Here is a 16,611-nt window from a genome sequence, read left to right as displayed (position 1 = left end):
TCAGCGCCCGAGTCCGAGCAGTCGGGCGGCGTTGTCCTTCAGGATGCCGGGCATCGCTTCGGGCTTGAACGAAGCTGCGGTCTCGGCGTCCCGCATCCACCGGTCCGGCGTGAGCAGGGGGAAGTCCGAGCCGAAGAGAACCCGCTTCCTGAGGTACGAGTTGGCGGCCCGAACGAGCGACTCGGGGAAGTACTTCGGGCTCCAGCCCGACAGGTCGATCCACGTGTTGTGCTTGTGTGTCGCGACCGCCAGCGCCTCGTCCTGCCACGGCACCGAGGGGTGGGCCATGATGATCTGCAGATCGGGGAAGCGCGCGGCGACCGGGTCGAGCAGGATCGGGTTGGACAGGCCGAGCAGCAGGCCGCGGCCGCCGGGCAGCCCCGCGCCGATGCCTGTCTGGCCGGTGTGGAACAGTGCGACGACGCCCGCCTCCTGCAGGGCCTCGTACAGCGGGAAGTGCGCCTCGTGCGACGGGTCGAAGCCCTGAACGGTCGGGTGGAACTTGAAGCCGCGCACCCCGTTCTCGTCGATCAGGCGCCGCGCGCGGTCGAGCGCGTCGGGCCGGCGCGGGTCGACCGAGCCGAACGGGATGAGCACGTCGTTGTTGCGCGCGGCGCCCTCGGCGATCTCGGCGATCGAGAGCGGAGCGTGTCCGAGCTGCGCCTCGGCGTCGACCGTGAACACGACCGCCGCCATGCGGCGCTCCCGGTAGTACGCGGCGACCGAGTCGAGGTCGGGGTTCGGCCCGTCGGTGCTGAAGTACGCCGCCGCGGCATCGGCGAGATCGCCGGGGAGCGAGGCATGCCCGTGGCCGTCGACCTCGATGTGCACGTGCACGTCGATCGCCGTGATCGCGTCGAGGTCGATCGCGGGTTCGTAGCGGGTCATGACCGCTGGAGCTCTTCGGGGAGCGGCGGGAACTTCTCGCCGACGCTCTGCAGGTCGCCGACCGCTTCCGAGAACCCCGCGGCGAGGTCGTCGTACGACCAGCCGCCCTCGCGGTAGGCCGTCGCGACCGCCTCCGGGTGCGACCACAGCTGCAGCCGGTCGCCGCCGATGCCGATCGCCTGGCCGGTGACGCCGGCGGCAGCATCCGACGCGAGATAGGTGATGAGGCCCGCGACGTCGTCGGAGGTGCCGAAGCCGAGGTCGTGGCGGAAGAAGGCGGGCATCGGCTCGCCCGCGGCATCGGCCTCGACGGCGGCGGCGAAGTACGGGACCGTCGCCGTCATGGCGGTCGCGGCGACGGGGATGACGGCGTTGGCGGTGATGCCCGCGCGCTTGAGCTCGAGCGCCCACGTGCGCACCATGCCGACGATGCCCGCCTTGGCGGCCGCGTAGTTGGTCTGGCCGAAGTTGCCCCGCTGCCCGGTGGGCGAGCCGATCGCGATGATGCGGCCGGCGACGCCGTTCTCGCGCATCCAGCCGGCCGCCTCGCGCACGCAGGTGAACGTGCCGCGCAGGTGGACGTTGATGACCGTGTCGAAGTCGTCGTCGCTCATCTTCCACAGGACGGTGTCGCGCAGCACGCCGGCGTTGGTGACGAGGATGTCGAGCCGCCCGAAGGTGTCGACGGCGGTGCGCACGAGCTGCTGGGCGGTCTCGGTCGGCCCGACCGGGGCCGCGACGGCGACCGCGCGGCCGCCCTCGGCTTCGATGGTGGCGACGGCGTCGGCGGCGGTGGCCTCGTCGACGTCGTTGATCACGACGGCCGCGCCCTGCCGCGCCAGCTCCTGCGCGTACGCCAGGCCCAGGCCGCGACCGGAGCCCGTGACGATCGCGACCTTACCGTCGAGGGGGCGGGAGGTGTTGCTGCCCGGGGTGCCGTCGAGTGCCATGCGTGAGACTCCTTCGTGTCGCGTTCGGATCGGCGCGAGGCGTCGAACCGAGGTCCGAGACTCATTGAAGACCTAACCGTTGAAAAAGTCAATCATTCCGTTCGTCCACGAACTCGGGTACGCTCGTCCGCATGCCGAAGTCCGCCGACGCCGTCGCGACGTCGGTTCTGCGCGCCTCCGCGCTCGCCGACGACGTGAGCTTCCTGCTCGCGCGTGCGAATGCGATCGCGCTCGCCGCGGGCAACGCGGCGCTGGCTGAGCACGGCCTGAAGGCGCGGTCGTACTCCGTGCTGGTGCTCGCGTGCGGCGAGGCCCGGCCATCGCAGCGAGATCTCGCGGAGTTCCTCCGCCTCGACCCGAGTCAGGTCGTCAGCCTCGTCGACGAACTCCAGTCGCGCGGCCTGGTCGAACGGCAGCCCGACCCGGCCGACCGGCGCGCGAACGTCGTCGTCGCGACGGATGCCGGACGCCGTCTCGCGGCGACCGCCGGCGAGGCGGCGCGCGGCGCCGAGGAGCGCGTCCACGCCGACCTCGCGAGCGACGATCGCGAGACGCTCACGAGACTGCTCCGAACGCTCGCCTTCCCTTCCGACTGACCTCTGCCGCGCTTCTGGGCCCGGCTTCGGGTGCCGCGACACGCGGGATCGTCGAGGTCCATTCCGCGTGTTGCGGCACGTGAGCAGGCCGGGGCGGGAACGGCGGAGGCCCGCGCAGACGAGCCCCGGGGCGCGGCATCCGTCTCCTGTGCGCTACCGGCGGTCGAGGACGAAGCGGTCGCGGCCGGCGAACACCCCGACGACCGTGAGGCCGGCGAGCACCGCGAGCACGAGCGCGAGCGACGCCATCCAGCCGTCCGTGAGGCTGTGCAGGCCGCCGAAGGCCACCGGCCCGAACGCGGCGATGACGTAGCCGACCGACTGCGACATGCCCGACAGGGCGGCCGACGTGTCGTGATCCCGGGCGCGCTGCGCCATGAGGGTGAGCGACATCGCCAGGGTCGCGCCGCTCGTGAGGCCGATGAGGGAGCCCCACACGAGCACCGCGCCCGGCGCCACCATCAGGCCTGCGACGCCGACGATCGCGAGCGACGGGATCACGGCGGGCGCCCAGCGCTCCAGGCCTCCGCGCAGGATGAGCGGGAGCAGCAGGCAGCCGGCCAGCGCGAACAGCTGGTAGACCATCACGTCGATGCCCGCGATGACCTCCGATCGGCCGATCGACATCGACAGGGGGGCGAGCCACGTCACGAACACGTAGAACAGGGATGCCTGCAACCCCATGTACACCGCCACGAGCCAGGCGGTCGGATCCGACCAGATGCCCGTGCGCCCGCGCGCCGCCGTGGTGCGATCGTGAACGCTGCGCGCGCCCCGATGCGCCCACCACCACGCCGCGATGGCGAACGGGAGCAGCGCGGCGCCCGTGACGAGGAGTGCGAAGCGCCAGCCGGCGGCATCCCCTCCGAACTCGATGTGCGAGATGGGAACGGCGACGCCCGAGGACACCGCGCCCATGCCCGCCAGAAGCGCCGTGTAGCCGGCGGTGACGGCGGGGACGCGGCCGGGGAACTCGCGCTTGACCACGGCCGGCATGAGCACGTTGATGATCGCGATGCCGATCCCGATGACCGCCGTGCCGATCCACAGGCTCGCGACCGGCCCCGGGATCGACCGCACGAGGGTGCCGGCCAGCAGCACCAGCAGCGACCACAGCAGCACGCGCGGCTGGCCGAAGCGGCGGCTGAGGTTGTGCGCGACGGGCGAGAACAGGGCCCACGCGACCAGCGGCACCGCGGCCAGCACGCCGAGCGCCGTGACGGACATGCCGGTGTCAGCGCCGATCTGCTCCAGCAGCGGGCCGAGCCCCGTGATGGCCGGCCGCATGTTCGCCGCGACGAGGCACACGGCCAGGACGAGCATCGCGATCGACGCCGTCCGCGACGGAGCAGGCGGTGCGGTGCGCGACGATGAGACCATAAGGCTCGGACTATAGCCGACGCGGCGGGCGCGGCATCCGTTCACTCCCGTTCAGTGGCAGTCGGCTCACCCTCGTCGTGAGACCCCACCTGACCGCCGAGACCATGGGTGACGACCGCAGTCTCGGCGGCCGGATGAGGTCTCACCGCCGATCAGGCGAGGCCCTCCAGAGACCAGCCGGTGTACGCCTCGGCGAGGAACCGGCGGCCCGCCTCGGACTCGACGACCGACTGCAGCTCGCCCAGCTGGCGCAGGCGGTCGAAATCGGAGGCGTCGGGGGCGACGTGGAGCATGTTCGTCATCCACCACGAGAAGTGCTGGGCCTTCCAGATGCGGTGCAGCGCCTTCTCGGGGAACGCCTGGATGAGACGGTCGTCGTTCTCGAGCAGCAGCGCGCGCAGCGCGCGCTCGAGCACGATCACGTCGGCGACGGCGAGGTTCATCCCCTTCGCGCCCGTGGGCGGCACGGTGTGCGCGGCATCGCCGATCAGAGCGACGCGGCCCTTCAGCAGCTCGTGCGCCACGAAGCTCCGGAACCGCAGCACGTCGCGCTGGAAGATCGGTCCCTCCCTGAGCGTCGTGCCGGGCACCCGCTTCTGGAGCTCCTCCCACAGCTGCTCCTCGCTGAGGGCGTTCGGGTCGGCGTTCGGGTCGCACTGGAAGTACATGCGCTGCACCGTGGCGCTGCGCTGGCTGATGAGCGCGAAGCCGTCGGGGGAGTTGCTGTAGATGAGCTCGTCGGCGCTCGGCGGCGCCTCGCACAGGATGCCGAACCACGCGAACGGGTACTCGCGGAAGTACCCGCCGGTCGACGAGCCGGTCACCGCCTCGCGCGCGACGCTGCGCGATCCGTCGGCGCCGACGACGAAGTCGGCCTCGATCTCGAGCGGCGCACCGTCGGCGTCCGTGGCGATGACACGCGGACGATCGGATGCCGCGTCCTGGACGCGCACCGCCGTCACGCCGAAGCGCAGGTCCTGGCCCTTGTCGAGCCGCACCGCGATGAGGTCCTTCAGCACCTCGTGCTGCGGGTAGAGCCAGACGCCGCGTCCGACGAGGTCGGCGAAGTCGATTCGGTGGCCCCCGCCGGCGAACCGCAGCTCGATGCCGTCGTGGCGGTGGCCGACCGTGCGCACGCGATCCGACGCGCCCGACGAGTCGAGGATCTCGACGGTGCCCTGCTCGAGGATGCCCGCGCGGATCGTCGTCTCGATCTCCTCGCGTGAGCGCTGGTCGATGACGATCGACTCGATGCCGGCGATGTCGAGCAGGTGCGAGAGGAGGAGCCCGGCGGGTCCGGCGCCGACGATGGCGACGCGGGTGCTGATGGTGGTCATGACGTCTCCTTCGACGTTCTCGGGTGCGGACGGATGCCTCGGCCCAGTGTGACGCGGACGGCTCGGAGCGCGGCAAGATTCCCGTTCATCGGGAGCGCGAAGGCGCACGGAAGAGTCAGCGGCGGTCGGCGCGGAGCGCGGTCTCGATGCCGGCAGAGGCCTCGCGGAGCGCGGCGACCGCCGGCTCGGGCGGGGTCTCCCGCGGGAGTACGACGGACAGGGCGGCGACGACTTCGCCGGCGTCGCGGATCGGCACGGCCACGCCGGTCGACACCGCCTCGATCGAGCCCGGCGCGACGACGACGCCCGTGCGGCGCACCTCGGAGAGAAGGCGGCGGAGGGACGCGGCATCCGTCACCGTCTCCGGCGCGAAGGCGCGCAGCGGGCCGACGAGCACGCGCTCGCGGAGCGCGGACGGAGCGTGCGCGAGCAGCACGAGCCCCGACGACGAGGCGTGCAGCGGCAGCCGGCCGGCGATGCGCGTGATGTTCGCGCCGGCGTCGGGATGGGAGAGGCGTTCGAGGAAGAGGGCCTCGTCCTGCTCGAGCACGGCGAGCTGGGTGTGCTCGCGGATGCGGGCCTGCACCTGCTCCATGAAGGGGAGCGCGGCCTGGCGCAGGCGCAGCGCCGTGGAGCCGCGGAGGGCGAGCTCCCACAGGCGCATGCCGAGGTGCACGCGGCGGTCCTCGTCGCGTTCGAGAAGGCCCGCGTCGACGAGCTCGTCGACGATGCGGTGCGCGGTCGACGACGGCAGCCCGGCGCGGCGCCCGATCTCGGCGGCCGACTGCATCGAGCGCTCGGCCGTGAAGGTCTCGAGCACCCGCACGATGCGCTCGGTCATCGAGTCGCCGGAGGGCGAGTTGGCCATGCGCCCACTCTGCCATTCCCGCTGAGGCTCACGGCTGTCCGGCAGCGTCGGCCTGCAGAACTCCACGGGAACGGAGCGCCGGGGCCGCCTGCCGCGATTTCAGCTTGATTGAGCGACAGTTCCGTGGAGTTGTGCAGGCGGCGGGCGGGTAACGTCGCACGGGGAGGAAGCATGGCGGACGGCGAAGGGGTGCTGGAGCGGACCCTGCGCGTGCTCGGCTGCTTCACCGACGAGGAGCCCGCGGTGACAGCGACGGCGCTGGCCGCGCGCACCGGCCTCGCGTCGTCGACGTTGCACCGCCTGCTCGCCACCCTCGTCGCGGAGGGGCTCCTCACGCGTGGCCCCGGTCACACCTACACGATCGGCTCGCGCCTGTGGGAGCTCGGCGAGCTGTCGCCCCTGTCGCTCCGGCTGCGTGAGACGGCGCTGCCCCACATGGTGCGGCTCTACGAGGCGACGGGCGAGAACGTGCATCTCGCCGTGCTCGACGGCGCGACGCCCGAGAACTCCACGGCTCTCTACGTCGGTCGGCTCACCGGCCGCCAGTCGATCCCGACGCTCAGCCGCATGGGCGGCCGCGGGCCGCTGCACACCACCGGCGTCGGCAAGGCGCTGCTCGCGACGCGCGACGAGAGCTGGCTGCGCGAGTACTTCCGCGAGCCGCTCGAGCGCGAGACCGTGAACTCGATCACGACCGAGGCCGGCCTGCGCGCCGACATCGCCCGCACCCGCGCGCTCGGCTATGCGACGACACGCGAGGAGATGACCCTCGGCAACGTCTCCGTCGCCGCAGCGTTGCCGCGCGTCGAGGGACTGCCGCCCATCGCGCTCGGCCTGGTCGTGCACCTCGAGCGTGCCGACGAGCGCCGGCTGGGTCCGCTCGTGGTGCAGGCCGCGAAGGACCTCCACCACGATCTGCGCACCACCTGACGGATGACGGATGCCGCAACCCGCGGCATCCGTGATTTCCCGTCTTGGCGCTGTCGAAACCGGCATCCGCGCCCGAACCAAGCGGCCGCGACTGACGGTTTCGGCAGCGTGAGCAGCGGCGTGATCGGGAGAACGGCAGCGAGTGCGGGTTTCGGCAGCGCGAACAAGCGGCGGCATTCCCACTGGGTGGGATTCCACGAGGTGGCCGCGGCGACGTGATGCGACGCTGGGACGACCCGAGTCGTCGAAGGAGACCTTGATGAGTGCGACGAAGCCCGATACCCGGGGCGAAGAGGCGTTCTCGTCGTCGGTGGTGCTCGAGCAGACCGCGGCAGCGCCGGAGTCGCTGCTGGCCTCGCCCGACCAGCTGACGCAGAACGAGATCACGCAGGAGATCGTCGATTACCACGCGGCTGCCGCACGGCGCGAGGAGGCCGGCGAGAAGCTCAACATCAGCCTGCACGACTTCCCGCCGTATCGTTCGAGCCTGCTGCGGCATCCGACCAAGAACCCGAAGCTCGTCGACCCCGAGACGATCGAGCTGTGGTCGCCGGCGTTCGGGCAGCGCGATGTCGCCGCGATCGAGTCGGACCTCACGCTGCAGCACATCGGCGAGCCGCAGGGTGAGCGCATGACGGTCGAGGGTCGCCTGCTCGACTCGTGGGGCCGCCCGCTGGCCAACCAGCTCGTCGAGATCTGGCAGGCCAACGCCGCCGGACGCTACATCCACCAGCGTGATCAGCATCCCGCGCCCCTCGACCCGAACTTCACCGGCGCCGGGCGCACCGTCACCGACGACGACGGGTTCTACAAGTTCACGACGATCAAGCCGGGCCCGTACCCGTGGAAGAACCACGTCAACGCGTGGCGTCCCGCCCACATCCACTTCTCGATCTTCGGCTCGGGTTTCACGCAGCGGCTCGTGACGCAGATGTACTTCCCTGGCGACCCGCTGTTCCCGCTCGACCCGATCTACAACACCATCTGGCGTCAGAAGGACCGCGACCGCCTGATCGGCCTGTACGACCACGACCTGTCGGTGCCCGAGTTCTCGATGGGCTATCGCTTCGACATCGTCGTCGACGGCCCGGATGCGACCTGGTTCGAGCCCGAAGAAGGAGAGCACTGATGGCCGCGAAGCGCGACCTCGGCCCGAAGACGCACGAGCCCACCGGCGGCCAGACCGTCGGTCCGTTCTTCGCCTTCGGCCTGGACTTCGAGAAGAAGCACCAGGTGGTCTTCCCGCACAGCCCCGGCTCGATCGTGCTGGGGGGCACCGTGTTCGACGGTGCGGGCAACCCGATCCCCGACGCCGTGGTGGAGATCTGGAGCGCCGACGAGAACGGCGAGATCCCGCGCGCGCATGGCGCGTTCCACCGCGACGACCACTCGTTCACGGGGTTCGGTCGCGCCGCGACGACGGATGTCGGCCACTACGAGTTCTGGACCCTTAACCCGGGGTCCGTCGAGGGCCGCGCACCGTTCTACTCGGTGATCGTGTTCGCGCGGGGGCTGCCCGACAAGCTCGTGACCCGCATCTACCTGCCCGACGACGAGCAGCTTCTCGCCGCCGACCCGCTGCTGTCCTCGCTCGACCAGGGCGAGCGCGCTACGCTCATCGCGACGCGGCTGCCGGACGGCAACCTGCATCACGACATCCACCTGCAGGGCGAGAAGGAGACCGTGTTCCTTGCCTTCTGATCCGCACCGCCCTCTCGACCGTGCCTTCGTCGATGAGGGGCTGCTCTCGCCGGTGACGGTCGGTCACGACGAGACGGTGACGGATGCCGCATTCCTCGACGCGCTCGTGACCGCCGAGGTCGGCCTCTCGCGGGCGCTCCTCCAAGCCGGCATCGCGCCCGCCGACGCCGTCGACGAGATCGAGACGGAGTTCGGCTGGCAGGGTGCGCTCCGCGGATGCCGCGACCACGGCGTCGACGGCCGGGCCCTGGCCGCGGCGGCCGTGGCCGGCGGCAACCCGGTGATCCCGCTCGTCGGCGCGCTCAAGGATCGCGTCGGGACCGATGCCCGCGGTTGGGTGCACCGCGGCGCCACCAGCCAGGACATCCTCGACACGGCGCTGATGCTCGTCGCACGGACGGCCACCAGCAGGGTCATCGCCTCCCTCGCGCACGCCGAGATCTCGCTCCGCTCGCTGGCCCGTTCCCGCCGCGACGAGGTCGCGGCGGCGCGCACGCTCACCCAGCACGCCGTCCCCACCACCGTCGGCCTGCGCGCGGCCGGCTGGCTGCGGGGCGTCGCCCGCGCCAAGGAGCGGCTCGAGCGGGCCCAGCACGCGCTTCCCGCACAGCTCGGGGGCGCGGCCGGCACGCTCGCCTCCTTCGTCGAGCTCGGCGGTGCCGACGCCGCCGCGGCACTTCCCGCGGCCTACGCGCATGAGCTGGGACTCGCCGCGCCGGAGGCGCCGTGGCACACGTCGCGCTGGCCGGTGACCGAGCTCGGCGACGCCCTCGTCCAGGCCGTCGACGCCGTCGGCAAGATCGCCGCCGACGTGGCGACGCTCAGCCGCAGTGAGATCGGCGAGCTCGCCGAGGGCTCGGGCGGAGGGTCGTCGGCGATGCCGCAGAAGCGCAACCCCGCGGCATCCGTGCTCATCCGCTCCGCCGCCCTGCGCGCCCCGCAGCTCGGAGCGACCCTGCACCTGGCGTCGGCGCTCGCCGTCGACGAGCGCCCCGACGGCGCGTGGCACGCGGAGTGGCCGACGCTTCGCGAGCTGCTGCGCCTCGCGCTGGGCGCCACCGCCCACGCCGCATCCCTCGTCACAGGGCTGCACGTCGACACCGACGCGGTGACCCGCAACCTCGAAGCCGGCGGTGGGCTCATGCTCGCCGAGCGGCTGTCGCTCGTGCTCGGCCCGGTGCTCGGAGCCCCCCGTGTGTCGGGGCTCGTCGTCGACGCCGCGGCCGGAGGCGACCTCGCCGCAGCGCTCGCGGCGCTCCCGGAGGTGGCGGCGCTCGCCGCGGACCGGGGCCTGAGCGCCGACGCCTTCGCCTCCGACCTCCTCGACCCCGCCCAGTACACCGGCCTCGCCGCACGCCTCGTCGACGAGGCCGTCACCCCACAGGAGACAGAGTGACCGTCCCCGCCATCTCGCTCAACGCCGCCGTCGGTCCCATCTCGGCGCCGACCCTGCTGCTCGGGCCGTCGCTCGGCACCTCGACGCTCCTGTGGGACCGCGTGCTCCCCGCGCTCGCGGAGCGCTACCGCGTCGTCGCGTGGGACCTGCCGGGGCACGGCACGGCCCCCGCCGCCACCGAGCCGTTCTCGATCGCCGAGCTCGCCGACGCCGTGGCGGGGGCGGTCGACGGCGACTTCCTGTACGCCGGGGTGTCGCTCGGCGGCTGCGTCGGGCTCGAGCTGATGCTGCGGCATGCCGACCGGGTGCGCGCGGCGGCGATCGTCTGTTCGGGCGCCGCGATCGGCGAGCCGGCGGGGTGGTACGAGCGGGCCGCCCAGGTGCGCACGCAGAGCACGTCGAGCCTCATCATCGGATCGGCCCAGCGGTGGTTCGCGCCGGGCTCCATCGAGCGCGATCCCGACATCACCGGACGTCTGCTGCACTCCCTCCAGAACGCCGACGACGAGAGCTACGCCCTGTGCTGCGAAGCGCTCGCCGCGTACGACGTGCGCGCCCGGCTCGGCGAGATCGCCACCCCGGTGCTCGCGGTGTGGGGTGATCACGACGGCGTCACGCCCGAAGCATCCGCTCGCGAGATCGCCGACGGTGTGCAGAACGGCCGGGCGATCGGGATCGCGGATGCCTCGCACCTGCCTCCTGCGGACGCGCCGGCGGCGACGGTCGACGCCCTTCTCGGCTTCTTCGACGCCGAGTCCGCGAGGTGGGCCGCGTGACCCGCCCGGACGGCGAGGGCCTCACCGACGAGGAGCGCTACGACCAGGGAATGACCGTGCGGCGGGAGGTGCTCTCGAACGAGCATGTCGACCGGGCGGTTGCGGGGACCGACGCGCTGACGGCGGATTTCCAGGACTTCATCACCCGCGTCGCGTGGGGCGACATCTGGTCGCGGCCGGGGCTCGACCGCCGCTCGCGCTCGGTCGTCGTGCTGACCGCGCTCATCGCCCTCGGCCACCACGAGGAGCTCGCGATGCACCTGCGCGCTGCGCTGCGGAACGGGCTCACGGTGGATGAGATCAAGGAGGTCATCCTGCAGGCGGGTCTCTACTGCGGTGTTCCGGCGGCGAACACCGCCTTCCGCATCGCGAAGGATGTGTTCGCCGACGAGTCCTGACGCCCGTATGCTTCATCGCATGACGGGCTCGGGGAGCGCATGACGGCCGAACACGCACCCCGGATCCTGTACCAGGTGAAGCAGGTCGAGCTCGCCGTGCGGGGCCGCCTCGACGACGTGGTGCGGCGGGGCAGTCCGCGCAGCGCATGAACCAGCTGGCGGCGTCGCTCGACGACAGCGGATCGGCGTTCGTGCAGACCCAGCCCGGTGAGTTCCTCGGCGACCGGGAGGGCCGCCGCTGAATCATCTCCAGCGAACGACGGGGGCGGCATCCGTGATGGATGCCGCCCCCGTCGTTCGCGGTTGGGTTTCCGCTGGCGTTTCCGGTTGGAGGTGGCGGTTGTGGTCGGGTGACGGGGCTGGGCGCGGGTATTCGTGCCACTTTGGCGCGGGGTGCGGGGTTGGAGGTGGCGGTTGTGGTCGGGCGCGGGGCTGGGCGCGGGCAGTCCTGACACTTTGGCCCGGGGTGCGGGGTTGGAGGTGGCGGGTGTGGTCGGGTGCGGGGCTGGGCGCGGGCATTCGTGCCACCTTGGCCCGGGGTGCGGGGTTGGAGGTGGCGGTTGTGGTCGGGTGACGGGGCTGGGCGCGGGCATTCGTGCCACCTTGGCGCGGGGTGTGCGGGGTCGGAGGTGGCGGTTGTGGTCGGGTGACGGGGTTGGGCGCGGGCATTCGTGCCACCTTGGCCCGGGGTGCGCGGGTCGGAAGAGGCCACGCGGGATGTCCTGACGCATTCCGCGTGTTGCGACCCCCGAGCGGGAGGCGGAGCTCCGAGATGTGCGCTATCCTGGTCGTAGAACGAACGCATGTTCGCCCAGCGAACACACCGGTCCGACAGGGAGGTCGCATGATCGACAAGACCGTCACGAGCGTCGAGGAAGCCGTCGCGGGCATCCAGGACGGCGCGACCATCATGATCGGCGGCTTCGGCCGGGCCGGACAGCCGGTCGAGCTCATCGACGCGCTCATCGCCCAGGGGGCGGGCGACCTCACGATCATCAACAACAACGCCGGCAACGGCGACCTGGGCCTCGCCGCCCTGCTCGCGAAGAGGCGCGTGCGCAAGGTCCTCTGCTCGTTCCCCCGGCAGCATGACTCGTGGGTGTTCGACGGCCTGTACCGCGCCGGCGAGATCGAGCTCGAGCTGGTGCCGCAGGGCAACCTCGCCGAGCGCATCCGGGCGGCAGGCGCCGGCATCGGCGCGTTCTTCTCGCCGACCGGCGTGGGAACCCAGCTCGCCGAGGGCAAGGAGCACCGCGAGATCGACGGCCGCCTCTACGCGCTGGAGTATCCGATCAAGGCCGACGTCGCGCTCATCAGCGCGTACCGGGGTGACCGGTGGGGCAACCTCGTGTACCGCGAGACCGCCCGCAACTTCGGGCCGATCATGGCGTCCGCCGCGACCACGACCATCGTGCAGGTCGACGAGATCGTCCCCCTCGGGTCGATCGACCCCGAGACCGTCGTCACGCCCGGCATCTTCGTCGACCGGGTCGTCGCCGTCGGCGAACGCGCCTGGCTCGACGACGGGGTGTTCGTCGGGGGCGTGGACATCGAGGGCCGCCCGCTCACCCAGGGCGCAGCATCCGGAACGGAGATCGACCAGTGACCGAGGCGGCAACGAAGGCGACGCGCATCACTCGCGAGCAGCTCGCGGCGCGGATCGCGCAGGACATCCCCGAGGGGTCGTTCGTCAACCTGGGCATCGGCGCCCCCACGCTGGTCGCCGACTATCTGCCGCAGGACCAGGAGATCATCCTCCACACCGAGAACGGCATGCTGGGAATGGGCCCCTCGCCCGCCCCCGGGCGGATCGACCCCGATCTCATCAATGCCGGCAAGCAGCCCGTCACCGCCCTGCCAGGAGCTGCCTACTTCCACCACGCCGACTCGTTCGGCATGATGCGCGGCGGCCATCTCGACGTCTGCGTGCTGGGCGCCTTCCAGGTGTCGCAGACCGGCGATCTCGCCAACTGGTCCACGGGTGCGCCCGGTGCGATCCCCGCGGTCGGCGGCGCGATGGACCTCGCCATCGGCGCCAAGGACGTCTACGTCATGACCGACCTCCTGACCAAGACCGGCGAGTCGAAGCTCGTCGAGGCGTGCACCTACCCGCTCACCGGGGTCGGCTGCGTCACCCGCGTCTACACGGACCACGCGGTGTTCGACGTGACACCCGACGGCTTCGCGGTGCGCGAAGCGTTCGGAGACAACACCGTCGAGCTCCTCGCCGAGCTGACGGGCCTGGAATTGACGGATGCGGCGAGCCGCGGCATCCGGGAAGGTGAATGACATGGCGACCTACGTGTACGACGCCGTCCGCACCCCGTTCGGCCGCGCGGGCGGCGCGCTCTCGGGCATCCGCCCCGACGACCTCGCGGCGGTGGTGATGCGGGCGACGATCGAGCGGACCGGGCTGGACCCGGCGCGTATCGACGACGTGATCTTCGGCGACGCGAACCAGGCCGGGGAAGACAACCGGAACGTGGCGCGCATGGCCGCGCTGCTGGCCGGTTTCCCGACGACGGTGACCGGCGTCACGGTCAACCGGCTGTGCGCGTCGTCGGTGGAGGCGGTCATCCAGGGGTCGCGCGCGATCGAGGCGGGCGATGCCGACATCGTGCTGGCCGGCGGCGTGGAGTCGATGAGCCGCGCGCCGTTCGTGGTGGAGAAGTCGCCGCGGCCGTGGCCGAGCGTCGGCAACCAGACGCTGTGGAACACGTCGATCGGGTGGCGGATGACCAACCCGAAGCTGCCGAAGCACTGGACCATCTCGAACGGTGAGTCCGCGGAGAAGATCGCGCGCGAGCAGGGCATCTCGCGCGAGGCGCAGGATGAGTTCGCGGTACGCTCGCACCGGCTCGCCGCCGCGGCGTGGGCCGCAGGCGTCTACGACGGCGAGATCGTGCAGGTGCCGGGTGCGGAGCTCGCGCGCGACGAGGGTATCCGCGACGACACGTCGGTCGAGAAGCTCGCGGGCCTCAAGGCGCTCTTCGCCCCCGACGGCGAGGGCAGCGTGACGGCCGGCAACTCCTCCCCGATCAACGACGGCGCCTCCGCGGTGCTGCTGGGCCGTGAGGGTGCGCTGCCAGGCGAGCCGCTGGCGCGCATCACCGCCCGCGCGGCGCACGGCGTCGACCCCGACCAGTTCCCGCTGGCGCCGATCGAGGCCGCGAACAAGGCGCTCGCCCGCGCCGGCCGCACGTGGGCCGACGTCGACGTGGTCGAGCTCAACGAGGCGTTCGCGTCGCAGTCGCTCGCCGACATCCAGGGGTGGCCGGATCTCGACCCCGACCGCGTGAACATCCACGGCGGGGCCCTCGCGATCGGGCATCCTCTCGGCGCGTCCGGCGGACGCATCGTCGGCCGCGCCGCGCACGAGCTCGCCCGTCGCGGCAGCGGTGTCGCGGTGGCGGCGATCTGCATCGGCGTCGGGCAGGGCCTCGCCGTCGTCCTCGAGCGCTGACCCGGCGTCGTCGTTACGGGTCGAACGGCGCGTGGGCACGCACGTGAGAGAGTGGGCGAGATGACGATGGATGCCGCAGACCTCGGCCGGGCGGATGCCGCAGACCTCGGCCGGGCGGATGCCGCAGGTGCGGGCCGCGCGAGCGACTCCGGCGACTTCGTGCAGTCGCTCGCCCGCGGCCTTGCGGTGGTGCGCGCGTTCGACGCGGAGCACCCCGAGCTCACGCTGGCCGACGTCGCCCGGCGCACCGCCATGCCGCGCGCGGCGGCGCGGAGGTTCTTGCGCACCCTCGAGACCCTCGGCTATGTGCGCTCCGACGGGCGCACCTTCGCCCTCACGCCGCGGGTGCTCGAGCTCGGGTTCAGCTACCTGTCGGCACTGTCGATCCCCGAGGTCGTGCAGCCGCACCTCGAGCGGCTCTCACGCGAGGTCGACGAGAGCGTCTCAGCGGCCGTGCTCGACGGATCCGACATCGTCTACATCGCCCGCGTGCCGACGCGACGCATCATGAGCGTGCGCATCACCATCGGCACCCGCTTCCCCGCATTCGCGACGTCGATGGGGCGCGTGCTGCTGGCGGGGATCCCGGATGCCGCGCGCGACGCTGCGCTGACGGCATCCGTCCGCCCGTCCCTCACCGAACGCACCGTCACCGACGCCGAGGCGCTGCGCGCGGAGATCGACCGGGTGCGCGCACAGGGCTGGGCGCTGGTGGACGGCGAACTGGAACCTGGGCTTCGGTCGGTCGCCGTACCGCTGCACGACCGCCGCGGTGAGGTCGTCGCGGCCGTCAACGTGTCGACGAGCGCCACGCGCGACACCGTGGAGCACGTACTCGGGGAGTACCTGCCGCGCCTGCAGCGCACCGCCTCGGCGATCGACGCCGAGCTGCGCCTCGTCTGAGGAGGCCGGCGCTTTCACCGGGTTTCGATACGCTCGTTCCTCGCTACTCAATTTTGACCCGGCACGCATCAACGCTCGTTCCTCGCATTGATCCGCACCGCGTCAAAACACGATGGTGTGGTTGCCGTGGCGGATGACGCGGTCCTGCGCGTGCCACAGCACAGCGCGCGACAGCACCTGGCGCTCGACGTCGGCGCCGCGGCGGGCGAGCTCGGCGGAGGAGTCGGCGTGGGTGACGCGCACGGTGTCCTGCTCGATGATCGGACCCTCGTCGAGGTCGTCGGTGACGTAGTGGGAGGTGGCGCCGATGAGCTTCACCCCGCGCTCCTTCGCCTTCTTATAAGGCTCGGCCCCGATGAAGGCCGGCAGGAAGGAGTGGTGGATGTTGATCACCGGCACGCCCACCTGCGCGAGGAAGTCGCCCGAGAGGATCTGCATGTACCGCGCCAGCACCACGAAGTCGACGTTGCCCTTCAGCAGCTCGACGATCTTCGCCTCCGAGGCCGACTTGTCGGGCCCGGGCACCGACGGCACGTGGAAGAAGGGCACCCCGAACGACCGGACGTCCTCGGCCGAGGTGGTGTGGTTCGAGATCACCATCGGCACGGTCACGGGCAGGTCGCCGCGGCGGTGGCGCCACAGCAGGTCGAGCAGGCAGTGATCCTGCTTCGAGGCCAGGATCGCCATGCGCTTCGGCACGGACTGGTCGGTCAGCGACCACTCGAGGTCGAATCCCGCGAGGGTCCGGGCGAGCTCGTCCTCGATCTGCGGACGGTCGGCGGCGAAGCCGGGGCGGTGGAACACGACCCGCTGGAAGTAGGCGCCGCCGGTCGGGTCGTCGGAGTACTGGTCGAACGCCACGATGTTCCCGCCGATGCGCGTGATCATCGCCGACACCGCCGCGACGATTCCCGGCTTGTCGCTGCCGTGGACGATGAGGCAGGCGTGATCGGGATTCAGGTGCATCGCAGGCGCGGTCATCCTCCGATTCTGCCGTGTCGCGTCGTGGACGATGTCGCGCACGA

General features: G+C 71.7%; 17 protein-coding genes. 11 read left to right on the top strand and 6 right to left on the bottom strand.

Going from position 1 to position 16,611, the window contains the following annotated elements; translation table 11 throughout:
* Both ACN9MP_RS17770 and ACN9MP_RS17765 read right to left on the bottom strand, forming a co-directional pair.
* Complete coding sequence (locus ACN9MP_RS17770; protein ID WP_426322394.1) at positions 1–888, bottom strand: amidohydrolase family protein; 888 nt, start codon at positions 886–888, stop codon at positions 1–3.
* Positions 885–1,838: an SDR family NAD(P)-dependent oxidoreductase gene (locus ACN9MP_RS17765; protein WP_426322392.1), complete on the bottom strand. Its 954-nt coding sequence runs from the start codon at positions 1,836–1,838 to the stop codon at positions 885–887. Before ACN9MP_RS17765 ends, ACN9MP_RS17770 begins: the two co-directional genes overlap by 4 nt.
* A gap of 131 nt (positions 1,839–1,969) precedes the next feature.
* Between ACN9MP_RS17765 and ACN9MP_RS17760 the strand changes: the two genes are divergently transcribed.
* Positions 1,970–2,434, top strand: coding sequence for a MarR family winged helix-turn-helix transcriptional regulator (locus ACN9MP_RS17760; RefSeq protein ID WP_426322391.1), 465 nt, complete (start codon positions 1,970–1,972; stop codon positions 2,432–2,434).
* A gap of 153 nt (positions 2,435–2,587) precedes the next feature.
* Here the strand turns inward: ACN9MP_RS17760 and ACN9MP_RS17755 are convergent, their stop codons facing one another.
* The 3 genes from ACN9MP_RS17755 to ACN9MP_RS17745 form a co-directional block, all read right to left on the bottom strand.
* On the bottom strand, positions 2,588–3,814 hold the full coding sequence (locus ACN9MP_RS17755; protein WP_426322389.1) for an MFS transporter: 1,227 nt from the start codon (positions 3,812–3,814) through the stop codon (positions 2,588–2,590).
* Positions 3,815–3,966: 152 nt separating this feature from the next.
* Positions 3,967–5,151: a 4-hydroxybenzoate 3-monooxygenase gene (locus ACN9MP_RS17750; RefSeq protein ID WP_426322387.1), complete on the bottom strand. Its 1,185-nt coding sequence runs from the start codon at positions 5,149–5,151 to the stop codon at positions 3,967–3,969.
* Between the two features lie 115 nt (positions 5,152–5,266).
* Positions 5,267–6,019 carry an IclR family transcriptional regulator gene (locus ACN9MP_RS17745; RefSeq protein WP_426322386.1) on the bottom strand — a complete coding sequence of 251 codons (753 nt, stop codon included), beginning with the start codon at positions 6,017–6,019 and terminating at the stop codon, positions 5,267–5,269.
* Positions 6,020–6,190: 171 nt separating this feature from the next.
* Here ACN9MP_RS17745 and ACN9MP_RS17740 point away from each other — a divergent pair, with 171 nt between their 5' ends.
* The 10 genes from ACN9MP_RS17740 (at position 6,191) to ACN9MP_RS17695 (ending at position 15,586) form a co-directional block, all read left to right on the top strand.
* A complete protein-coding gene (locus tag ACN9MP_RS17740; RefSeq protein ID WP_426322384.1) occupies positions 6,191–6,949 on the top strand; it encodes an IclR family transcriptional regulator in 759 nt (252 codons plus the stop codon).
* A gap of 259 nt (positions 6,950–7,208) precedes the next feature.
* Positions 7,209–8,078, top strand: a complete 870-nt coding sequence (gene pcaH, locus ACN9MP_RS17735; protein ID WP_426322382.1) for a protocatechuate 3,4-dioxygenase subunit beta — start codon at positions 7,209–7,211, stop codon at positions 8,076–8,078.
* Entirely contained in the window at positions 8,078–8,650 is a 573-nt protein-coding gene (gene pcaG / locus ACN9MP_RS17730) for a protocatechuate 3,4-dioxygenase subunit alpha (RefSeq protein WP_426322380.1), read from the top strand. The genes pcaH and pcaG overlap by 1 nt, the downstream gene beginning before the upstream one ends.
* Positions 8,640–10,046, top strand: coding sequence for a lyase family protein (locus ACN9MP_RS17725; protein WP_426322378.1), 1,407 nt, complete (start codon positions 8,640–8,642; stop codon positions 10,044–10,046). Before pcaG ends, ACN9MP_RS17725 begins: the two co-directional genes overlap by 11 nt.
* Positions 10,043–10,822: an alpha/beta fold hydrolase gene (locus ACN9MP_RS17720; protein ID WP_426322376.1), complete on the top strand. Its 780-nt coding sequence runs from the start codon at positions 10,043–10,045 to the stop codon at positions 10,820–10,822. Before ACN9MP_RS17725 ends, ACN9MP_RS17720 begins: the two co-directional genes overlap by 4 nt.
* On the top strand, positions 10,819–11,220 hold the full coding sequence (gene pcaC / locus ACN9MP_RS17715; RefSeq protein ID WP_426322374.1) for a 4-carboxymuconolactone decarboxylase: 402 nt from the start codon (positions 10,819–10,821) through the stop codon (positions 11,218–11,220). The genes ACN9MP_RS17720 and pcaC overlap by 4 nt, the downstream gene beginning before the upstream one ends.
* Before the next feature lie 844 nt (positions 11,221–12,064).
* Positions 12,065–12,826 carry a 3-oxoacid CoA-transferase subunit A gene (locus ACN9MP_RS17710; protein ID WP_426322372.1) on the top strand — a complete coding sequence of 254 codons (762 nt, stop codon included), beginning with the start codon at positions 12,065–12,067 and terminating at the stop codon, positions 12,824–12,826.
* Positions 12,823–13,509: a 3-oxoacid CoA-transferase subunit B gene (locus tag ACN9MP_RS17705; RefSeq protein WP_426322370.1), complete on the top strand. Its 687-nt coding sequence runs from the start codon at positions 12,823–12,825 to the stop codon at positions 13,507–13,509. Before ACN9MP_RS17710 ends, ACN9MP_RS17705 begins: the two co-directional genes overlap by 4 nt.
* Position 13,510: 1 nt before the next feature.
* Positions 13,511–14,683 carry a thiolase family protein gene (locus tag ACN9MP_RS17700; RefSeq protein WP_426322369.1) on the top strand — a complete coding sequence of 391 codons (1,173 nt, stop codon included), beginning with the start codon at positions 13,511–13,513 and terminating at the stop codon, positions 14,681–14,683.
* Between the two features lie 66 nt (positions 14,684–14,749).
* On the top strand, positions 14,750–15,586 hold the full coding sequence (locus ACN9MP_RS17695; protein ID WP_426326110.1) for an IclR family transcriptional regulator domain-containing protein: 837 nt from the start codon (positions 14,750–14,752) through the stop codon (positions 15,584–15,586).
* Positions 15,587–15,688: 102 nt separating this feature from the next.
* Here the strand turns inward: ACN9MP_RS17695 and purU are convergent, their stop codons facing one another.
* A complete protein-coding gene (purU, locus tag ACN9MP_RS17690) occupies positions 15,689–16,567 on the bottom strand; it encodes a formyltetrahydrofolate deformylase (RefSeq protein WP_426322367.1) in 879 nt (292 codons plus the stop codon).
* Positions 16,568–16,611 lie beyond the last annotated feature (44 nt).

Origin of the sequence: Microbacterium sp. E-13 (genome assembly GCF_049912955.1) — a bacterium.
GTDB lineage: Bacteria > Actinomycetota > Actinomycetes > Actinomycetales > Microbacteriaceae > Microbacterium.
This window is presented reverse-complemented; position numbering and strand designations above follow the sequence as displayed.

What these genes read in the sequence shown, in the direction of transcription:
- ACN9MP_RS17770 (WP_426322394.1), bottom strand. Translation starts at nt 888, where the DNA reads ATGACCCGCTACGAACCCGCGATCGACCTCGACGCGATCACGGCGATC.
- ACN9MP_RS17765 (WP_426322392.1), bottom strand. Translation starts at nt 1,838, where the DNA reads ATGGCACTCGACGGCACCCCGGGCAGCAACACCTCCCGCCCCCTCGAC.
- ACN9MP_RS17760 (WP_426322391.1), top strand. Translation starts at nt 1,970, where the DNA reads ATGCCGAAGTCCGCCGACGCCGTCGCGACGTCGGTTCTGCGCGCCTCC.
- ACN9MP_RS17755 (WP_426322389.1), bottom strand. Translation starts at nt 3,814, where the DNA reads ATGGTCTCATCGTCGCGCACCGCACCGCCTGCTCCGTCGCGGACGGCG.
- ACN9MP_RS17750 (WP_426322387.1), bottom strand. Translation starts at nt 5,151, where the DNA reads ATGACCACCATCAGCACCCGCGTCGCCATCGTCGGCGCCGGACCCGCC.
- ACN9MP_RS17745 (WP_426322386.1), bottom strand. Translation starts at nt 6,019, where the DNA reads ATGGCCAACTCGCCCTCCGGCGACTCGATGACCGAGCGCATCGTGCGG.
- ACN9MP_RS17740 (WP_426322384.1), top strand. Translation starts at nt 6,191, where the DNA reads ATGGCGGACGGCGAAGGGGTGCTGGAGCGGACCCTGCGCGTGCTCGGC.
- pcaH (WP_426322382.1), top strand. Translation starts at nt 7,209, where the DNA reads ATGAGTGCGACGAAGCCCGATACCCGGGGCGAAGAGGCGTTCTCGTCG.
- pcaG (WP_426322380.1), top strand. Translation starts at nt 8,078, where the DNA reads ATGGCCGCGAAGCGCGACCTCGGCCCGAAGACGCACGAGCCCACCGGC.
- ACN9MP_RS17710 (WP_426322372.1), top strand. Translation starts at nt 12,065, where the DNA reads ATGATCGACAAGACCGTCACGAGCGTCGAGGAAGCCGTCGCGGGCATC.
- ACN9MP_RS17700 (WP_426322369.1), top strand. Translation starts at nt 13,511, where the DNA reads ATGGCGACCTACGTGTACGACGCCGTCCGCACCCCGTTCGGCCGCGCG.
- ACN9MP_RS17695 (WP_426326110.1), top strand. Translation starts at nt 14,750, where the DNA reads ATGGATGCCGCAGACCTCGGCCGGGCGGATGCCGCAGACCTCGGCCGG.
- purU (WP_426322367.1), bottom strand. Translation starts at nt 16,567, where the DNA reads ATGACCGCGCCTGCGATGCACCTGAATCCCGATCACGCCTGCCTCATC.